Source organism: Amycolatopsis sp. NPDC000009, from assembly GCF_055563465.1.
Genome location: NZ_JBVHDI010000009.1, coordinates 95,026 through 111,890, shown reverse-complemented (window position 1 = coordinate 111,890; position 16,865 = coordinate 95,026). Strand labels below are relative to the sequence as shown.

The following is a 16,865-nucleotide window of genomic DNA, read 5'->3' as shown; positions in this document are numbered from 1 at the left end:
GGTTGGTATTATTATACCGGCACCCTAGCAGGCGGCGGTATAATAATACCAACTTCCTTCGTGGAGAACCGTCAGCCGACCGGGGAAGGACTGCCCAGCCGTCCGTCGTGAACCTCGACGATCCGGTCCATCGCGGCGAGATGGACACGGTCGTGCGTGACCAGAACGGTGGCGGTGGCCCGCTCGCGTGTCAGGCCGGCGATCAGATCGACGACCGCGGCGCCGCGGTCGTGATCGAGAGCGCTCGTCGGCTCGTCGATCAGCAGCACGGTCGGCTCGTTCATCAACGCGCGCGCGATGTTCACCCGCTGCCGCTGGCCGCCGGAAAGCTGGTGCGGGCGGCGGCCCGCCTGCGCCGCGAGCCCGACGGCGTCCAGCAGGTCCATGGCCACGCCGCGGGCCCCGGCCGGGGAGCGGCCGTCGATCCGGGCCATCACCTGAAGCTGTTCGGCGGCCGTGAGGGCGGGCAGCAGATTCGGCTGCTGGAAGACGATCCCGATCTTGCGGCGGCGAATTTCGGTGAGTTCGCCGCGCGTCAGGCCGGTGGTCGTGGTGCCGTCGACGGTGACGGTCCCCCGGTCCGGGGTGATGAGGGTCGCCGCGACGGCGAGCAGGCTGGACTTGCCGGAGCCGGAGGGACCGGCGACGGCGGTGATCGTGCCCGGCGGAACGTCCAGGGTGACGTCGTCGAGCGCGGTGAGGCGGGTGTCACCGTCGGGATAGGTGAGGGTGACACCGGTCAGGTTCAGGCTCATCGGGCACTCCCCAATGCGGTCAGCGGGTCGACGGAAGTGATGCGGCGGACGGAAAGCGCCGCACCCAGCGCACCGAGCAGGATCATCACGGCGGACGGCACGAGCACGGTGGCCGGAGTCAGCAGGAAGGGCACGGCTGAGCCGGCGACCGCCGTGCCGAGCCCGACGGCCAAACCGGTTCCGATGGCGGTGCCGCCGACCAGAAGGACGACGGCCTGGCCGAGGGCGTCCTTCAGCAGGAAGGCGGTACTCGCCCCCAACGCCTTGAGGACGGCGATGTCACCGCTGCGCTGGATGGTCCACACGGTGAAGAAGGCGCCGATCACGAGGGCGGAGATGGCGAACAGGAAGCCACGCATCAGTTGCAGCGAGCCGTTTTCGGACGTGTAGGAGCCGATCGCGGACAGCGAGTCGCTCTTCGAGACCGTCGTCGTGCCGGCGGCGAGGTCGGTGGCCGCGAGATCGGCGTCGTCCGTGGTGGTCAGCGCGAGCACCGTCGCGCTCGGCTCGCCGTCGGTGGGTGGCGCCGTCTTCGCCCAGACGTCGAGATCCGCCCAGATCACCGGTGTGTGGCTGAACCAGGCGTCCCCCGTCACGGCGGCGACCTTCAGCGGGCGCCCGGCTACGGCGATGGTGTCCCCGCTCCGGACGTCCAGATCCTCGGCCGCGGACGTCGACAGCACCACCGAGTCGGCGGTGATCTTTTCGCCGTCCGGGGCGAGCGCCGAACCGGTCCGGACGCCGAAAACGGAGATCCCGGCGCTGCGGTCGCCCGCGGTGGCCTTGGTGGTGGCTATGCCCAGCGGTTCGGCCGCGGTGACGCCCGGGGTCCCTGCCCACTTCCGCCGCTGTGTTTCGGTGACCGCTGAATTGGCATAGGAAAGGTTCTGCCCGGCACCGGGAGCGGTGAAGACGATCTTGTCCGCGGGCAGGCCCGTGATCGCGGAGACGTTCTGCTCGCCCAGCCCCGCGGTGAGCCCGGACAACAGGCCGACCAGCAGGGTGATCAGCACGACGACGGCACCCATCAGGGCGAACCGTCCTTTGGCGAATCTCAGATCTCTCCAGGCGACGAACACGGCTCGGGTCTGTCCTCTCGGGAGGGTGGGCTGGCTACCTCTCCACGATCGCCGCCGCTGACCGCGCCGGCATCCGGCCGGAGATGGCACTTCGCCGGCCGGAAGACGGCACGCCGCCTCTACCTTTGGATAGAGGCGCTCGCCGATCCCGCTCCGTAATCTGGACGCACTGTGACCGCCGCGCCCGTTTTGACCCCGACCAGCCGGGTGCTGACCTGGTGTCTGCACCTGCTGCTCGTCGCACTGCTCGCGCTGGCCACCGTGCGGGCGGTCGCGGAGGGCTCACCCGAAGCGGGAGCGATCGTCGCGGCGGCCGTGACGTGCGCCGTGGTGTACGCGGCCGGCCCGCTTCTGCCCCGCGTCCGGACGTCCCGCCGGGCCGCCCTGTGGTGGCTGGTCGCGGTGGGCCTCGTGTGGCTGGTCCTGCTGGTGCTGACCGCCGACGGCGTCTGGGTCGCCTTCCCGCTGTACTTCCTGCAGTTGCACCTGCTGCCGCGCCGTCAGGGCCTCGTGGCCGTGATCGTGACCGCGCTGGCGGCCATCACCGCGTTCGCCGCCCACCAAGGTTCGTTCGTTCCGGCGGCGGCGATCGGCCCGGCACTCGGCGCCGCCGTCGCGGTCGCCGTCGTCTGGGGCTACCAGGCGCTGTACCGCGAAAGCGAACGACGCCGGAACCTGATCGAGGAGCTCACCGCCACCCGCGCCGATCTGGCCGAAGCCCAGCACGCGGCTGGAGTGCTCGCCGAGCGGGAGCGGCTGGCCCACGAGATCCATGACACCCTCGCCCAGGGACTGTCGAGCATTCAACTCCTGTTGCGCGCAGCGGAAAGGACGCTGCCCGATACCGCGGGGAACGCCGCTCGCTACGTCGAGCAGGCTCGGCAGGCCGCCGCGGACAACCTCGCCGAAGCCCGCCGGTTCGTCGTCGCCCTGTCGCCTCCCGCGCTCGACGACACCACACTGGCCGACGCGCTGGAACGGCTGTGCGCCACCGCCGGCGACCGGCACCGGATCACCGCGCGCTTCCGTCTCGAAGGCGACGTCGTTCCGCTGCCGACCGCGCACGAGGTCGCCTTGCTGCGCATCGGTCAGGCGGCCCTGGCGAATACCGTCCGGCACGCCGACGCGTCCACCGCCGAAGTCACGTTGAGCTACCGCGATGAGCACGTCACCCTCGCCGTCGTCGACGACGGCGTCGGCTTCGACCCGGAACACAGCGGCTTCGGGCTCACCGCGATGCGCGCCCGGATCGAAGCGCTGGACGGGATCCTCACCGTCGAGTCCTCCCCCGGCCATGGCACCACCCTGTCCGCGCGACTGCCCAAGGAAGGCCCGTGACCGAACCGCCGATCCGGCTCCTGCTGGCCGACGACCACCCCATCGTCCGGGCGGGCCTGCGTGCCGTACTGGAAACCGAACCGGGTCTCGTGGTCTCGGCCGAAGCCTCGACCGCCGAGGAAGCGGTGACCCGGGCCGCCGAAGGCGACATCGACGTCGTGCTGATGGACCTGCGTTTCGGCTCCGGGATGACCGGCGCCGAGGCCACCGCGGCGATCACCGCGCGGCCGGACGCTCCTCGCGTGCTCATCGTCACCACGTACGACACCGACGCGGACACCCTGCCCGCCATCGAAGCGGGAGCCACCGGTTATCTTCTCAAGGACGCCCCTCCCGAGGATCTGGCGGCCGCCGTGCGCACCGCCGCGGCCGGGCGGACCACGCTCGCCCCGACCGTCGCCGACCGGCTCATGAACCGGATGCGGATGCCCGCCACCGCACTGACGCCGCGCGAGATCGAAGTCCTGGTCCTGGTCGCGGACGGTCTCTCCAACCGGGCCATCGCGGACCGGCTGCACCTGACCGAGGGCACGGTGAAATCCCATCTGGCCCGCAGCTACACCAAACTGGGCGTCGATTCGCGCACCGCGGCCGTCGCCACCGCGACCGACCTCGGCCTGATCCGGCGCTGACCGCAGGGGCCCCTGACGTGTCGCGAAAGCCACTTTCGGGACATCAGGCGTCGCGAAAGTGGCTTTCGCGACGAGGGCGTCGGCGGCGAGGTGGTCGGTGCGGTGGTCGTGAGTGGTCGGGGCCGAGGGCCCTGCACCCACCACCGACCCTTGCAAAGCACTCAAATCGGACACGCTCCTGGCTTGCGACCCGAACTGCTCGGGCGAGCGTGTTGCGAAAGCCACTTTCGCAACCTTGAAGGTTGCGAAAGTGGCTTTCGCAGCATCGCTACCGAAGCCTGCTGTCAGGCGCCGACTGAATCAGTGCCCGAGCACCCCGCTGATCTCGTTCGGCGTTCCCGGAATCGTCCCGGTCGCGGTCTTGGTGCCGGACGCGAGGTCCACCGAGTGGATCTCCTTCTTGCCGGGATCGGTGACGTAGGCGGTCCCGCCCCGGACGAAGATCGCCGGGCGCGGCTGCTGCCACTCGATCGGCTCCTGCCACGTGCCGAGGACGGCGATCTTCCGCGTCACCGCACCGCTGACCGGGTCGATCACGTGGATCTGGCCGTCGGTGCCCAGTACCAGTGCCTCACCCTGAGGCCCGCGGGCCAGCGACCGGAAGGTGTAGCTGGTCCCGATGTCGACGTGCTTGAGCGTGGCCTTCTCGGTGTCGATCAGGGAGATCCGGCTCGGGCGTTCGAGCTCGGCCGCTTCGTCGACCTTGTAGTCGCCCAAGGTGATCGGGGAGACGTCCGAGCCGGCCTGGTTGCCGATGCGTCCGTAGGGATCCGGGCTGGTCACCTTGGTGATGACGCCGTTGCGGTAGATCAGCGCACCGGTCTGGCAGCCGACCACGACAGCTTCCCCGCGCGCGGCGGCTTCACCGTGCACGCCGGGGCACTGCTCGTTGCGCGCGATCTCCTTCTTGTCCTTGTCCAGCACCACGATCCCGGACCGCTTGTCCTCGTTGCCGACGGTGGTGAGCAGTTCGCCGTTCGCGAGTTCGACGGCCACGCCGTGATGTGCCTCCGGCGTCTTGTGCTTCGGCGCGGGGAGCGCCGCGGTACCGATCGTCTTCGGGTCGAAGACGGTCACTTCACCGGTCCCGTCGGCGAACAGCACCGTCTTGCCGGCGTGCCGGACGACGTGACCCGGCTTGGCCGCCTTCACCTCGTTGTCCGTGAGCACGGCACCGACCGCGTCGAGGACCCGGAACCCGGTGGAGGTCGAGACCAGGAGGTGCCGGTCGTTCCCGGCGGGGTTGAGACGGTTGAAGCCTTCCAGCGGAAGGTTCTTCGCGACCTTCAAGGTGTTCCCGTCGAGCAGGACGATTCCGCCGTCGTAGGTGACGGCCACCGGATCGGCGACGACCGGTGCCGGAGCCGCGTCCTTCGCCGGCTCCGCCGCCGGCTGTTCGGTCCCGCAGGCGGCGAGCGCGAGCGTGCTCGCCGTCGCCGCCATCAGCGCGAGATATCGGGTCTTCCGTGCCATTTTTCCTGTGCCTTTCGTCTGTTCCGGTCAGGAACGGGTCAAACCGGTGGTGATCGATTCGGTGTTGGCGCGCATCATTTCCAGATAGGTGGCCGCCCCCTGGCCTGGTTCACTGAGCGATTCCGAGAACAACGGGGCCACCTGGACGTGCAGCCCCGCCTGCTCGGCCAGAACCCGCGCGAGCCGGTCCGGTTGTGAGGAATCGGCGAAGATCACCGGCACTCCCGCGGCGCGAACGGTGTCGGCGAGGGCCTTCAGATCCGAGGAACTCGGTGAAGCGAGCGTGGTCCCGCCGGGGATCACGGCGCCGACGACCTGGAATCCGAACCGCTGGGCCAGGTACCCGAACACGTGGTGATTCGTGACGAGCTTCCGGCGTTCCGGTGGAATCCCGCCGAACTTCTCGGCCATCATCTTGTCGAGCGCATCGATCTCGCCGCGATAGCGTTCGGCGTTGGCGCGGATCACCGCTTCGTCGACCCCGTCGACATGGGCGACGACCTCGTCGGCGATCGCCTTCACCGCGTCGCGCACCCGTGCCGGATCCGTCCAGAAGTGGGGATCCGGCTTGTTGTCGGCGTAACTGATCGGGTTCGCCCGCTCCCCGGCGGGCAACGCCGGTACGCCGCTTTCCTCGGCTGTGCGGACAGTGCGCAGGATACCCTCTTCGAGGCCGAGTCCGTTGTAGACGATCAGACCGGCACGTTCGACCTGGGCCGCCTGCTGTGCGGAGATACCGAAGGAATGCGGGTCCGCGTTCGGCTTCATCAGCACCGTCACCTCGGCCTGATCACCGACCACGGCACGAGTGATGTCACCGAGGATGTTCGTCGTGACGACGACCGACTTGCCGCCCCCGCCGGTCCCGGAGCAGCCGGCCGCCGCCAGCAGCGCCACCACGAACAGGGCGAGTACGCGGCGCCTCATCGGCCGGTCTCCACGATGTGCCCCGCCTTGCCGCCGACCTTCAGTGTCCTGGCGCGCCGGAGGTTGTCGTTGTAGTCGATCTCGAACACCTCGGCCGAGAGCGGGTCGTTGACGTAGGCGCGGGTGGAATCGACCTGGATCGACGAAACGTCGGCGGCGGCCGCCTCCGGGGTCAGGAGCGGGATGGCCGTCTGTTCCTTTCCGGCGCTGTCGAAGGAGCGCAGCTGTCCGTCCCTGGCGAGGACCAGCAGCGGGCCGCCCTCTCCGACGGCGTTCACCGCGGCGACCGGGCCGGTTTCGACGTGCTGCCAGCTACGGCGCCCGACGTCCAGTGACCACACCGCGGACTCCCCCGCCCGCGCCGCGAGCGTGGAGCTGCCGGGGCGGTGGAAGAAGGCGGTGGCGCGTTCCTGCGCGGTGACAGTGCGCGGGTACGGGATCTTCACCCCGGCGAACGCACCGTCCTTTTCGGTCACCAGCAGGGCGCCGTCCGCGCAACCGAAAACGACTCCGCGCCTGGTCACGGCCTGGCCCTGCAATTCCGGGCACGGCTGGCCGATTTCCGCCACCGCTTTGCCCTGGCGGTCGTGGACGCGTACGCCGCGGGCGAACGGCTTCCCCGCATCGGCCACCGTGGCGATGATGTGCCCGCCGTACGGGACCGCGACAGCCGCGTGCGGCTCACGCGGGATCTTCCCCAGTTCGGTCACGGAACCCTTGTCGAGCGCGGCCCGATCCAGCAACGTCGCCGAACCGTCCGAATAGGACAGTACGGTGACGACTGGATCGCTGTAGGCCGCCAAGGGCTCTTTGCCGGGCGCGACGCCGACATCCCGGACTTTCGACCGGTAGTAGTGGACGTGGTCTCCGTGGTCGACCATCCACGAGCCGCTGTCGATCACCCGGATCGCGCCGTCGCGAGCGGTCAGGTAACCGAATCGGCCGTCGCCGGTCACGGTTCGCACTCCGTCGACTCGTCCGGCCTCGTGCACTTCCTCGGTGATCAGGTCGACGACGCGTACGGCGCCGGTGTCCGTGTCGGCGACGATCAGCCGCGACTGCGCCTCGGCCGCCTCCTCGGCGCCTTCGACGTAGCCGTGCGGGACTTCCGCGGTCACCTCCTTCGGCTGCTCCGAGCCGCACGCCGCCAGGGTCAGCGCCGCGACGACCACCGTCACTGCTTTCAGTTTCATCGTGAGCTCTCGATCTCCGGTGTCAGGGAACGGATTCGCTGTCGTGCGAAGGACAGGAACGCGGAAAGGAAGAACAGGAGGACCGCGCCGGCGGCGATGGTCGCGCCCGCCGCGGTGCCCCAATGCCAGGACACGAGCAGGCCGCCGACCGTGGCGGCGATGCCGAGCAGCGCCGCGATGAGCATGATCGTGGTGATCCGCCGCGACCAGAAGAGCGCCGCCGCGGCGGGGGCGATGAGCAGCCCGAACACCAGCAACGTCCCCACCACGCGGAACGACGCGACGATCGTCAACGTGACCAGCCCCAGCAGCACCGCGTTGGCCAGGCGTGGACGAAGCCCCAGTGTGTGTGCTTTGCGGACGTCGAAGGTGAGCGCGGTGAACGAACGGTGCCCCGCCAACGCCACCGCCCCCACGACCAGAAGGGTGATCGCCAGGCCCACCAGATCACCCGATCCGACGGCGAGCACGTCGCCGAACAGGAAGCCGGTGAGATCGACCGCGAACGACCGCGAGTGGGACACGATGATCACGCCGCTCGCGAGCATCCCCACGAAGAGCAGCCCGATCGTGGTGTCCTCGGACAATCGCCGCGAACGGCCGAGCGCGGTCACGCCGAGCGCCATCACCCCGGCGCTGATCGCCGCGCCGATCAACAGGTTCATGCCGGTCAGCGAGGCGATCGCCACGCCGGGCAACATGCCGTGCGACATCGCGTCGCCGATGAAAGCCATGCCGCGCAACACCACCCAGGTGCCCACGACGGCGCACACCGCCGAAACGAGTACTCCCGCCACCAGCGCACGCTGTACGAACGACACCTCGAAGGGGATCAGCAACCACTCCACGCGTCACACTATAGTGGCAATGATTGTCATTATCCGAAAGAGGTGTCGATGACCCCGGACACAGCGGCGCTCACGATCGACCGCGCGCACGCCCACTACGGCTCCCGTGAGGTGCTGCGCGGAATCACCGCCCAGGTACCGTCGGCACGGCTCACCGCGATCGCCGGCGCGAACGGAGCGGGGAAATCGTCGCTGCTGAACCTCGTCGCGGGCGTGCTTCCGCCGACCACCGGCGCGGTGACCCGGCGGGACCCGGGACGCGTCGCCTACGTGACCCAGCAGAGCGAGGTGTCGCGGTCGCTGCCGATCACCGTCCGCGCCACCGTCACGATGGGGCGCTGGGCGCACCGGGGGCACTGGCGGCGACTGTCCAAGATGGACCGGAAGATCGTCGCGGGATGCCTGGACCTACTGGAGATCACGTCGATCGCGGACCGATTGATCGGCACGTTGTCCGGCGGGCAACGTCAACGGGCACTGGTGGCGCAGGGGTTGGCTCAGCAAGCCGGGCTTCTGCTGCTCGACGAGCCATCGGCCGGGCTCGATCTGCACGCCCGCGGCCTGATCGACGAAGCCCTGCGCGCCACGCTCGCCGAAGGCACGACCATCCTGCGCGTCACCCACGATCTGGAGGTGGCGGGCCGGGCCGATCACTGCCTGCTGCTCCAGGACGGGCGGCTCGTCGGCGAAGGCGAACCGGCGTCGGTGCTGACCCCGGAACGCGTGGCGGAGGCATGGGGCCTGCCGGCCCGCATCCAGCCACCTGAGGCCGCTGATTCTCGCTAGGGTGCACCGATGGAAGCGACGTGGCGGCGCATCATGGCCTTTCTGTCCGAGCACGCACCCGCCACCGCGCGGGAAATCCGGCCACCGGCGCCGGCAGCACACGTCGAACGTCTGCGAAAGCGCGTCGGCCTCGAGTTCCCGTCCGAACTGCTCACCTGGTGGGCCCTCATGGACGGCGTCGACGACCAGCGCGTTCACGGAGCCGGAAACCTTATCCCGAAGGGCTACCAGCCTCTGCCGGTGGCGCGAGCCGAGGAGGAATACGCCAGGCAGTCGCGGTACCCAGACCCTGGCTGCTGCACGTCGGAAGGAACACACCGCAAGCAAGCGGGCCAGGCCGGGTTCCCGTTCTGCACGGCGAACGTCCCCGTCGGCCGGGCCATCGACGGAGGACTGCTGTGCGTCGATCTCCGGACGGGCGAGCACCACGGCTGCGTGATGGAGTGGTACGCCAGCGAGGGGATCTACGAGTCGGATTGGGCGAGCATGGCCAAAATCCTCGACGAGATCGACGAGCGGCTCAGCCGACCCTGACCCGCGAAAGCCACCGCACGGTGACGTCCAGCGCCTCTTCCGCCGAGTCCCCGAACCCGTGTCCCGCGCCCGCCAGAGAATGCCAATCCGTCCCGGCCCGTGCCAAGGCCGTTTCCCGCGCGATGTCGTGAGAAACGTGCTCGTCTCCCGAGCCGTGGACGACGAGCGCGGGCATTCTGGATGCCAGGAAGGCACCCCTCGGGTCGAGGTGGGCGAACTCCTCGAACAGCGCCGCGCCGAGCTCGAACCGGCCTTCGACGTTCAGGAACCCGTTCTGTGCCAACGAAGCGCGGTCCGAGTACAACGCGATACCCCTGGGCAGCTCCGGCTCCAGGAACGTACGGCGCAGGTCGAGCACCGGCTGCCACAGCACGACCCGCCGCACCGGTAGCGACGCCGGCGACAGTGCCGTGCTGACCGCACCGAAGCTCGACGCCACCACCGAAACGGGGCCGCCCACCGACTCCACCACGGCGCGCAGGTCCAGGAGTTCGCCCGCGATGGTCATGTCTCTCGGCCGCCCGTCACTACGGCCGTGCCCGCGGAAGGAGAACCTCAGCACGGTGAATCCCGCGGCGGCGAGCCTCTGCGCGAGCTCGGTGAAGAGCCCGTTCTCGTCGAGGTCCGCGGTGATGCCGTGGACGAACACGACCGTCTCCGGGCCCCCATCGTGCCTGATGCTGTCGAGCCGGAGTCCGTCGGACGTCGTGATCACAGGTACAGCACCGCCGTGAGCACCATGCCGCCCAAACCGACCAGCCAGGTGTACGGCAGCGTCGAGACCATCGCGCGTTCGGGACGCACCCCGGCGTACTGGGACGCCCACACGGTTTGAGTGCTCGTGGGGTCGGAGACGCTGAACACCTGGTTGTAGGACGCCATCAGCCCGACGACGGCCGGAAGCGGGTAGATGCCGCCGGTGACCAGCACACCCGCGACACCGGCACCGAGCCCGAACACGTTGAGCGGACCGCGGAACAGGCACAGTGGGACCAGCGCCGCGAAGACCACGACGAACCACACCGCCCCGGACGGGCTGATCGCCGCCACGATCGGCGTCAGCGCGTCCTTCGCGCCGGGAAGTTTCACGGCGGCCAGCAGCATTCCGATCGCGACGAACAACACGATCGGCGGCGCCGCGACGTCGAACGCCTTGTACAGCGAGCGCAGGCCACGTCCGCTGAGCTCGCCCCATTTCGTCGTCGTCACGAGTGCGTAGACCACCCCGGCCAGCAGGGACGGCACGATCGGCACCGCGAACCCGAGCGCGAGGACGATGGGCAACAGTGGCGAAAGCAACGCATACCAAGGTGCGTCGCCGCGGCGCACGCGCGCCTTCGGCCGCTCCAGTTTCACCGCCCACGTGTGCCGGGCGCCGTGCCGCGTCTGGATGAGGACGTAGGCGATGCCCACGACGAGCGCGAGCGGGAACAGCTTGATCATGATCGACTTGACGTCGGAGACAGGCGCGCCCAGCGCGTCGGACAGGAACTGCCAAACGGCCAGTTCCAGCGGTGCTCCGGCCGAGATGCCCATCAGCACCGTGCCACCGGCGGCGACGGGGCTGACCCCCACGGCGATCATCGCGGGGATGCCGACGACGCCCGCGAGCATGGCCGCCGGAGCCGAACCGGTGATGCTGCCGCACAGGATCGACACGGCGAACACGCCGAGCGCGACGACCGACGGCCGTTCCCCGCCGAACTCGACGATCTTCCGCACGAGCGTTCCGGCGATACCGGTCTCGTCCATGAGCGTGCCGAGCCAGGAACCGAGCAGGACGGCGATCATCGTGGACGCCAGGGTCGCCGAGCCGGTCTGGAGCACTCCGGTCAGGATGCTGTCCTTCGCGCCCGTCAGGGGAGCTCCGGCGAGTACGGCGATCCCGAGCGCGAGCAGCACCAGCGCGAACGCGGTGGGCAGCACTCGGGTGAGCATGAGCACGACGCCCACCGCCATCAGGACGAGAATCGCGATTCCCATGTCAGTTCCCTCCCGCGAGCGCGGTGGTGATGAGCAGCGGGCTGACGGCCAGGCCACTGCGGTGGTGGGCGAAGCGGTGCGCGGTGATCTCTTCCGCCCCGGCGACGTGGCCGCGCAGGCGCAGCGGTCCGAGCCGGAACGCGGTATGCCCGAGCCGCCGGTTCAGCTCGCGCACGTCGAGCCGGTGGTGGGCGAGTTCGTGTGCCACGGCGGCCCGGCGCAGCGCTTCCCGGGTGATCGGCCATCCGCGTGCTCGTGCCAGCTTTTCGACTCGGCGCAAGGCATCGGGGTACACGATGACGGAGCCGCGCTGATGCTCGGCGAGCACCAGTTCGCCGTCGCTGACGCCACCTTCGCGCTCCACGACCTGGACGTCGCCGGAATCGTTGCCGGCGGCCAGTTCGTCGCCGTAGGCCAGCGCGATCTCCGCCCAGGTACGCAGTTGCGCGTCGGAACGGTTCTCGTGGGTGGGCGTCGCGCGCAGCAGGCCGACCGCCAGATCGACGTCGCTCATCGGCGGTCCTGCAGAATCACGACGACCGGCTCGTCACTCGCGCGGGTCTTCAACTCGGCCCCGGCCAACGCGAGCAGCTGGTCCCGGTCGAGCACGCCGGACAGGTCCGCGATCTTGGGCCCCACCAGCAACCACACCGCCGGAGCACGAGAACCGCCGTCGCCGTAACGGGTGTGCTGGTCGGCGAGCGTGGCCAGCCGAGCCTGGGCGGCACCGGCGTCGGAGGTCTCGACGACAGCCCCCGCACCGTGCAGCCGGATCACGCCTTCGCCGTCGACGACCCGCACATGCCGGACCGGTTTCGTGAACCGGCCGAACACTCCTTGCCGCCGGGCCGACGCGGCGAAGACACGGTGGTGTGCCGTGCTCGCGACGCGCCTCAACCGATCAGGTCCGACACCGATGCTGCGCGCGACGGCGGTTCCGACCGCCTCATCGTCCACTGTGGAGGCACGGTCCTTGGTGCGCAGCTCGGTCGCGCCAGTGGCGACCGCGCGCACCAGGTTGCGCTGAGGGTCGACCGTGACGTCGACCTCGACGCCCGCCGGGTCGGCACCCTGCGCGACCACGGCGGCTTCGGCTTCGGTCCGCACGGCGAGGACGTCGGCGTTGGAGGGACTGGGCACGATCCGCTCGACCGACTCCCGGACCAGCGCCAGCGCGGCGCCGAGCGGGCTGATCACTTCCGCGTGCGCGGCGATCCGCCACTCGTGCCCGGAATCCTCGCCGAGGAAGGGGGTGACCGAGGCCGCCCCGCCTCCGCCACCGACGAGGGTCGGCCGGTCCAGCCGATACTCCCGGATCAGTTCGTCGACGACCGCGCGTACCGGCTTCACCGCTTGGCGCATCACCGTCCGGGCGGCTTCCTCACCCGACGTGCCCATCGCCTCGGCGAGCGGCGCCAGTGCCAGCCGCGCGGATTCCGCCTCCGAACGCGCGTAGGAATCGGCGGGCACGATGCCGAGCGCGTTGGCGGCACACGTCAGCGTGAGCGCGTACCGCTTGCCGTCGGCCGCTTCCAGCGCGACGTAGTCACTCGGATCGTCCGGCCGTGGGGAGACGGTGATCAGTTTCGCCCCCTCCAGCGCCGACGCGGGCGCGAAACACGCGTACGGCAGGCCCGCGATATGCGCGCTGCGTGGCCCCACGTCGGTCACGGCGCGTCCGGAAAACCGGATCAGGGAACCGCCGCCGATGCCGATCGTGCGCACGTCGAGGGCGGGCAGGTACGTCTCGTGCCCACCGAGATGGGCGTGCCGAACGAGCACCCGCCCGCGACGGACCACGCTGATGTCGGTGGACGTGCCGCCGGTTTCGAGGAAAAGACCTTCGCTGAGCTTCTCCCCCATCAACGCGCCGGCGACACCCGCGGCGGGCCCGGACAGCGCCGTCAGCAGCGGCCGCCGGCGCATCTCCGGCAACGACATGACCCCGCCGTCACCACGGACCACCATCAACGGCGCGGTCACGCCCGCCCGCCGCACACTCGACTCGACCAGATCGGCGGTGGACACCATGCGCGGCATGATCCCCGCGTTCAGCACCGCGGTGCGGGCGCGTTTCGTGAGCCCGTACAGGCCGGTGATCTCGTGTGTGGCCGTGGCGAGCACGTCCCGCTCCCGTGCGGCGGCCGCCACCGCCCGCTCCCCCGCCGGATCGTCGACGCTGAACGGTTCGACGGCGACGATCACTTCCGCTCCCTGGCGGACCAATGCTTCGACGGCTTCACCCGCGTCGGCGAGCTCACGCACCGGCGCGAACCGCACCGGGAGTTTCCGCCCGGGTGCCAGCTCCATTTTCGCGAAGGCCCCGAGCCGTCGGGTGGCGAAGGCGTCGAAACCGGTCCCCACGCCGGCGATCCCGACCGTCGCCACGTCGCCTTCCAGCAACGCGTTGGTCGCCTGGGTGGTGCCGTGCGCGAGGAACGACACGTCCTCCGCGCCGATGCCGACGTCGGCGCGGAGCTTCTCCAATGCCTCGAGAATCCCGTGTGCGACGCCGTCTTCGTGGTCATGGCTGGTCGGGACCTTGACCTGGCCGAGCAACGCGAACGTGCGGGCGTCGACGGCGACGGCGTCGGTGAACGTACCGCCGACGTCGATGCCGACGCGGACCGGAGTGGGCTGGGACGTCATCGTCCACACCTCCTGGTGAATGGGGGTCAGTAACCGCGGACCTCGGGCCAGCGCCGTTCGACGCCGGCCCGATCCAGCAGGCGGGCGAACTCCTCGAACCGCGCCGGGTCCTCGCGGACCGCGTGCGGCTCGCCGCCTCCGCGCACCGCGAATCCGGCGAGATGGCCGGCGACCTCGCCGACGTTCCACTCCACGGGGTGCAGCCGGTGACAGCCGTTGGTGATGTGGGTCGTGCCGATGTTCTTGCCGGCGGGCAGCAGGTTCCGCATCCGCTGGGGCAGCAACGCGCCGAGTGGAAGCTCGAACGGGACGCTCGGGACATCGACGTAGGTGTCGCCCGCCGTCGAGGGATGCAGATCGATCCGGTAGCTGCCGACACCCACGGAGTGTTCGCGACGCTTGCGGCCGGTGGGGCCGAGTACGTCGAGCGAAACGTCCTGCTCGACGATCGTCGTCACGGCCCGGATCCGCCGTGCTTCACGCACATAGGCGGATTTGGCCAGCCCGTCGTCGGTGTCGACGACGTCCCGGCGGAGCTTCAGCCCGGGGAAGCCGGTGCCGCCGTCCAGCCGCGGTGCCTCCGTCTGCAACCAGTACAGCACCGACAACGAGAGCTGTTTGGCCTCGTGATGCGCCAGCGCGACGTCCGAGGCGGTGCTCACGCCGTCGATCTCCACCGCGGGCCGCAGCCAGTAGTCGTTGAGAGGCCAGTTCACCAGCGTGATGTCGGAGTCGAAGGAGCCCGGCTGGTGCAGCTTGCGCGCGAGGATCCGGCGGAATCCCCACAGTTCCTTGTCGCCGGCGTCGGCACTCTGGTCCGCGCTCACCGCCAGCGGATCGGTGTCCGGGTTCGGGTCGAAGGTGCGGCCGACCGGCGCCAGCGAACGCGGATCCGGCGCGAGGAAACCGAGTAATCGGCCCGGCCAGAAGTCCGGCTGGTACTCGCGCCAGAAGCCGTACATCTCCGGCCGGTCGATCGTGTGGTCCTCACCCGCGTGATGCGACAAGGCGAAGCAATAGGTGATCCCCTGGAGGTTGCCGGGATCCGCGTGTTCCGGGGCGTGCGGTTCGCCGTGGTCGGACTGGGCTTCGGCGCCGATCGCGAATTCGGTACCGGTCAACGGCAGCAGATCGCCGTTCTCGGTCGCGTCGAGCACGTATCGCGCACGCACCGCGGTGCGCTCCCCACCAGGCCCTTCGAACGTGACGACGTCGACCCGATCACCGCTCACCTCCGCCGCCACCGGCCGATGGCGAAGCAGCACGGTGAGCCGTCCGGCGGCCCGGTGCGGCGCCAGCATCGCCTCCAGCACGGCGAGCGCCACCCGCGGCTCGTGACACAGCTTGCTGACCCGGCCCGCGCCCGGGTTGAGGTCGGTCAACGCCGCCGCTTCGGCGCGCAGCGGATAGTTCCGCCGGTAGTAGTCGCGCACGCCCTCACGGAAGGCGCGATACGACGCCGTGCCACCGAAGCGTTCGATCCACGGGTTCTCGTCCGGGGGCACGGCCTGTGCGGTGAACTGGCCGCCGAGCCAGTCGGTTTCCTCGGTCAGCACGACGTGATGGCCCGCCGAGGCGGCGGCGAGCGCCGCGGCGACGCCGCCCACCCCGCCGCCCGCGACGAGGATCTCGGTGCCGAGTTCGTACATGGTTCGTCCTATCGGGATCGTGGTGGGCCGACCTGCGCGCCGTCCACCAAAGGGCACCGCAGCAGCTGCTGCGGCGCGGTCGTCTTTTCGGTCACGAGGTCGACCAGCAGCCGCACCGCGCGTCTGCCCATCTCCCGCATGGGGACCTCGAAACCGCTCACCCCTGGCGGGCCACCGAGCACCGCCAGCGAGAGATCGTCCGGAGTGGACAGTCCCGCGGTGTCGACGGCACGCCGCACCGCGCGGTACGCCGCACCGGTGTCGGTCCCCTCCACCACCACGGCGGTGGCCCCGTCGGCGATCCAGCCGCGCACGGTCGTCGCGGTGACCTCCGGACCCTGCAACCGGACGACGCCCGTCCGCGGTGCGGCGCGGAGCACTCCGCGCTGCCGGTCTTCCGACGACGGTGCCTCGTCCGCCTCGCGCACATACCGGATTTCGCGGTGGCCGAGATCGAGCAGGCGCCGCAGCACCAGCGCGGACGCCGTCACGTAATCGGCGCCGACGTAAGGGATCCGGCCGCCGAGCTCCGGCCGCCGTCCGATGTAGACCAGCGGGAAGCCGTCGTCGACGAGCCGGGCCACCGGACCTTCCGGGACGTGCCTGCCGAAGAACAGACAGCCGTCGGCCAGCCGGGTGCGGCGGATCGCGGCCTCCTGCCGGGCGCCCGGTCCGCTGGTGCCGGTGAACAGGATGAGGTCCTGGCCCAATTTCGCCGCCTCTTCCTCCACACCGGACAGGATCGGGTGGTAGGTGTCGGCCTCGTCGGTCGGGAAAGCGCTGCGGAACGTGTAGAGACCGAGCAGGTTCGAGCGCGAACGCGCGAGCCGGGTCGCGACCGGATGCGGCACGTAGCCGAGATCCTGCGCCACCTCCATCACCCGTTGCCGCGTCGACTCGGCCATCCGCACGGAGCGGTTGCCGCCGAGCACCACGGAGACGGTCGCCTGCGACACCCCGGCGATGCGGGCGATGTCCGCCTGCCGCGGCGGACGGCGTCCTGCTGCCATTCCGGCTCC

At 70.0% G+C, this 16,865-nt stretch carries 16 protein-coding genes; 4 read left to right on the top strand and 12 right to left on the bottom strand.

The genetic code is table 11. From position 1 onward, the window contains the following. Positions 1–71: 71 nt before the first annotated feature. Positions 72–755 carry an ABC transporter ATP-binding protein gene (locus ACZ3HL_RS24040; RefSeq protein ID WP_465411309.1) on the bottom strand — a complete coding sequence of 228 codons (684 nt, stop codon included), beginning with the start codon at positions 753–755 and terminating at the stop codon, positions 72–74. After that, on the bottom strand, positions 752–1,834 hold the full coding sequence (locus ACZ3HL_RS24035) for an ABC transporter permease (protein ID WP_465533817.1): 1,083 nt from the start codon (positions 1,832–1,834) through the stop codon (positions 752–754). Before ACZ3HL_RS24035 ends, ACZ3HL_RS24040 begins: the two co-directional genes overlap by 4 nt. A gap of 171 nt (positions 1,835–2,005) precedes the next feature. Here ACZ3HL_RS24035 and ACZ3HL_RS24030 point away from each other — a divergent pair, with 171 nt between their 5' ends. Both ACZ3HL_RS24030 and ACZ3HL_RS24025 read left to right on the top strand, forming a co-directional pair. After that, positions 2,006–3,172 (top strand): sensor histidine kinase, encoded by a 1,167-nt coding sequence (locus tag ACZ3HL_RS24030; RefSeq protein WP_465533815.1) that lies wholly within the window; start codon positions 2,006–2,008, stop codon positions 3,170–3,172. Then, a complete protein-coding gene (locus ACZ3HL_RS24025) occupies positions 3,169–3,804 on the top strand; it encodes a response regulator (protein ID WP_465533813.1) in 636 nt (211 codons plus the stop codon). Before ACZ3HL_RS24030 ends, ACZ3HL_RS24025 begins: the two co-directional genes overlap by 4 nt. A 300-nt stretch (positions 3,805–4,104) precedes the next feature. Here the strand turns inward: ACZ3HL_RS24025 and aztD are convergent, their stop codons facing one another. From aztD to aztB, 4 genes are read right to left on the bottom strand one after another with little or no spacing between them, the layout of a single operon-like run. Further along, positions 4,105–5,277, bottom strand: coding sequence for a zinc metallochaperone AztD (gene aztD, locus ACZ3HL_RS24020; RefSeq protein ID WP_465533811.1), 1,173 nt, complete (start codon positions 5,275–5,277; stop codon positions 4,105–4,107). A gap of 27 nt (positions 5,278–5,304) precedes the next feature. Continuing rightward, on the bottom strand, positions 5,305–6,204 hold the full coding sequence (aztC, locus tag ACZ3HL_RS24015) for a zinc ABC transporter substrate-binding protein AztC (protein ID WP_465533809.1): 900 nt from the start codon (positions 6,202–6,204) through the stop codon (positions 5,305–5,307). Then, positions 6,201–7,397, bottom strand: coding sequence for a hypothetical protein (locus tag ACZ3HL_RS24010; protein WP_465533807.1), 1,197 nt, complete (start codon positions 7,395–7,397; stop codon positions 6,201–6,203). Before ACZ3HL_RS24010 ends, aztC begins: the two co-directional genes overlap by 4 nt. Further along, positions 7,394–8,245 (bottom strand): zinc ABC transporter permease AztB, encoded by an 852-nt coding sequence (gene aztB / locus ACZ3HL_RS24005; protein WP_465533805.1) that lies wholly within the window; start codon positions 8,243–8,245, stop codon positions 7,394–7,396. Before aztB ends, ACZ3HL_RS24010 begins: the two co-directional genes overlap by 4 nt. A gap of 48 nt (positions 8,246–8,293) precedes the next feature. On the opposite strand from aztB, the gene aztA reads away from it, so the two are divergent. Next, complete coding sequence (gene aztA / locus ACZ3HL_RS24000) at positions 8,294–9,031, top strand: zinc ABC transporter ATP-binding protein AztA (RefSeq protein WP_465533803.1); 738 nt, start codon at positions 8,294–8,296, stop codon at positions 9,029–9,031. Positions 9,032–9,040: 9 nt separating this feature from the next. Further along, positions 9,041–9,565 (top strand): SMI1/KNR4 family protein, encoded by a 525-nt coding sequence (locus ACZ3HL_RS23995; RefSeq protein WP_465533801.1) that lies wholly within the window; start codon positions 9,041–9,043, stop codon positions 9,563–9,565. On the opposite strand, the gene ACZ3HL_RS23990 is transcribed toward ACZ3HL_RS23995, so the two are convergent. Genes ACZ3HL_RS23990 through ACZ3HL_RS23965 form a run of 6 tightly spaced genes read right to left on the bottom strand, consistent with a single transcriptional unit; the run spans position 9,552 to position 16,856 of the window. Beyond that, positions 9,552–10,280, bottom strand: coding sequence for an alpha/beta fold hydrolase (locus ACZ3HL_RS23990; RefSeq protein ID WP_465533799.1), 729 nt, complete (start codon positions 10,278–10,280; stop codon positions 9,552–9,554). The two genes, ACZ3HL_RS23995 and ACZ3HL_RS23990, sit on opposite strands and share 14 nt — an antisense overlap. Further along, entirely contained in the window at positions 10,277–11,548 is a 1,272-nt protein-coding gene (locus tag ACZ3HL_RS23985; RefSeq protein ID WP_465533797.1) for a transporter, read from the bottom strand. The genes ACZ3HL_RS23990 and ACZ3HL_RS23985 overlap by 4 nt, the downstream gene beginning before the upstream one ends. Before the next feature lies 1 nt (position 11,549). Further along, complete coding sequence (locus ACZ3HL_RS23980; protein ID WP_465411321.1) at positions 11,550–12,062, bottom strand: hypothetical protein; 513 nt, start codon at positions 12,060–12,062, stop codon at positions 11,550–11,552. Then, a complete protein-coding gene (locus ACZ3HL_RS23975) occupies positions 12,059–14,197 on the bottom strand; it encodes a hydantoinase/oxoprolinase family protein (protein ID WP_465533795.1) in 2,139 nt (712 codons plus the stop codon). The genes ACZ3HL_RS23980 and ACZ3HL_RS23975 overlap by 4 nt, the downstream gene beginning before the upstream one ends. Positions 14,198–14,223: 26 nt before the next feature. After that, positions 14,224–15,846 carry an FAD-dependent oxidoreductase gene (locus tag ACZ3HL_RS23970; protein ID WP_465533793.1) on the bottom strand — a complete coding sequence of 541 codons (1,623 nt, stop codon included), beginning with the start codon at positions 15,844–15,846 and terminating at the stop codon, positions 14,224–14,226. A gap of 8 nt (positions 15,847–15,854) precedes the next feature. Continuing rightward, positions 15,855–16,856: a LacI family DNA-binding transcriptional regulator gene (locus ACZ3HL_RS23965; RefSeq protein WP_465533791.1), complete on the bottom strand. Its 1,002-nt coding sequence runs from the start codon at positions 16,854–16,856 to the stop codon at positions 15,855–15,857. Positions 16,857–16,865: the final 9 nt, after the last annotated feature.

Bases quoted from the DNA above. Each gene is read 5' to 3' on its own strand.
- ACZ3HL_RS24040 (WP_465411309.1), bottom strand. From the start codon at position 755: ATGAGCCTGAACCTGACCGGTGTCACCCTCACCTATCCCGACGGTGAC.
- aztD (WP_465533811.1), bottom strand. From the start codon at position 5,277: ATGGCACGGAAGACCCGATATCTCGCGCTGATGGCGGCGACGGCGAGC.
- aztC (WP_465533809.1), bottom strand. From the start codon at position 6,204: ATGAGGCGCCGCGTACTCGCCCTGTTCGTGGTGGCGCTGCTGGCGGCG.
- ACZ3HL_RS24010 (WP_465533807.1), bottom strand. From the start codon at position 7,397: ATGAAACTGAAAGCAGTGACGGTGGTCGTCGCGGCGCTGACCCTGGCG.
- aztA (WP_465533803.1), top strand. From the start codon at position 8,294: ATGACCCCGGACACAGCGGCGCTCACGATCGACCGCGCGCACGCCCAC.
- ACZ3HL_RS23995 (WP_465533801.1), top strand. From the start codon at position 9,041: ATGGAAGCGACGTGGCGGCGCATCATGGCCTTTCTGTCCGAGCACGCA.
- ACZ3HL_RS23985 (WP_465533797.1), bottom strand. From the start codon at position 11,548: ATGGGAATCGCGATTCTCGTCCTGATGGCGGTGGGCGTCGTGCTCATG.
- ACZ3HL_RS23980 (WP_465411321.1), bottom strand. From the start codon at position 12,062: ATGAGCGACGTCGATCTGGCGGTCGGCCTGCTGCGCGCGACGCCCACC.
- ACZ3HL_RS23975 (WP_465533795.1), bottom strand. From the start codon at position 14,197: ATGACGTCCCAGCCCACTCCGGTCCGCGTCGGCATCGACGTCGGCGGT.
- ACZ3HL_RS23970 (WP_465533793.1), bottom strand. From the start codon at position 15,846: ATGTACGAACTCGGCACCGAGATCCTCGTCGCGGGCGGCGGGGTGGGC.
- ACZ3HL_RS23965 (WP_465533791.1), bottom strand. From the start codon at position 16,856: ATGGCAGCAGGACGCCGTCCGCCGCGGCAGGCGGACATCGCCCGCATC.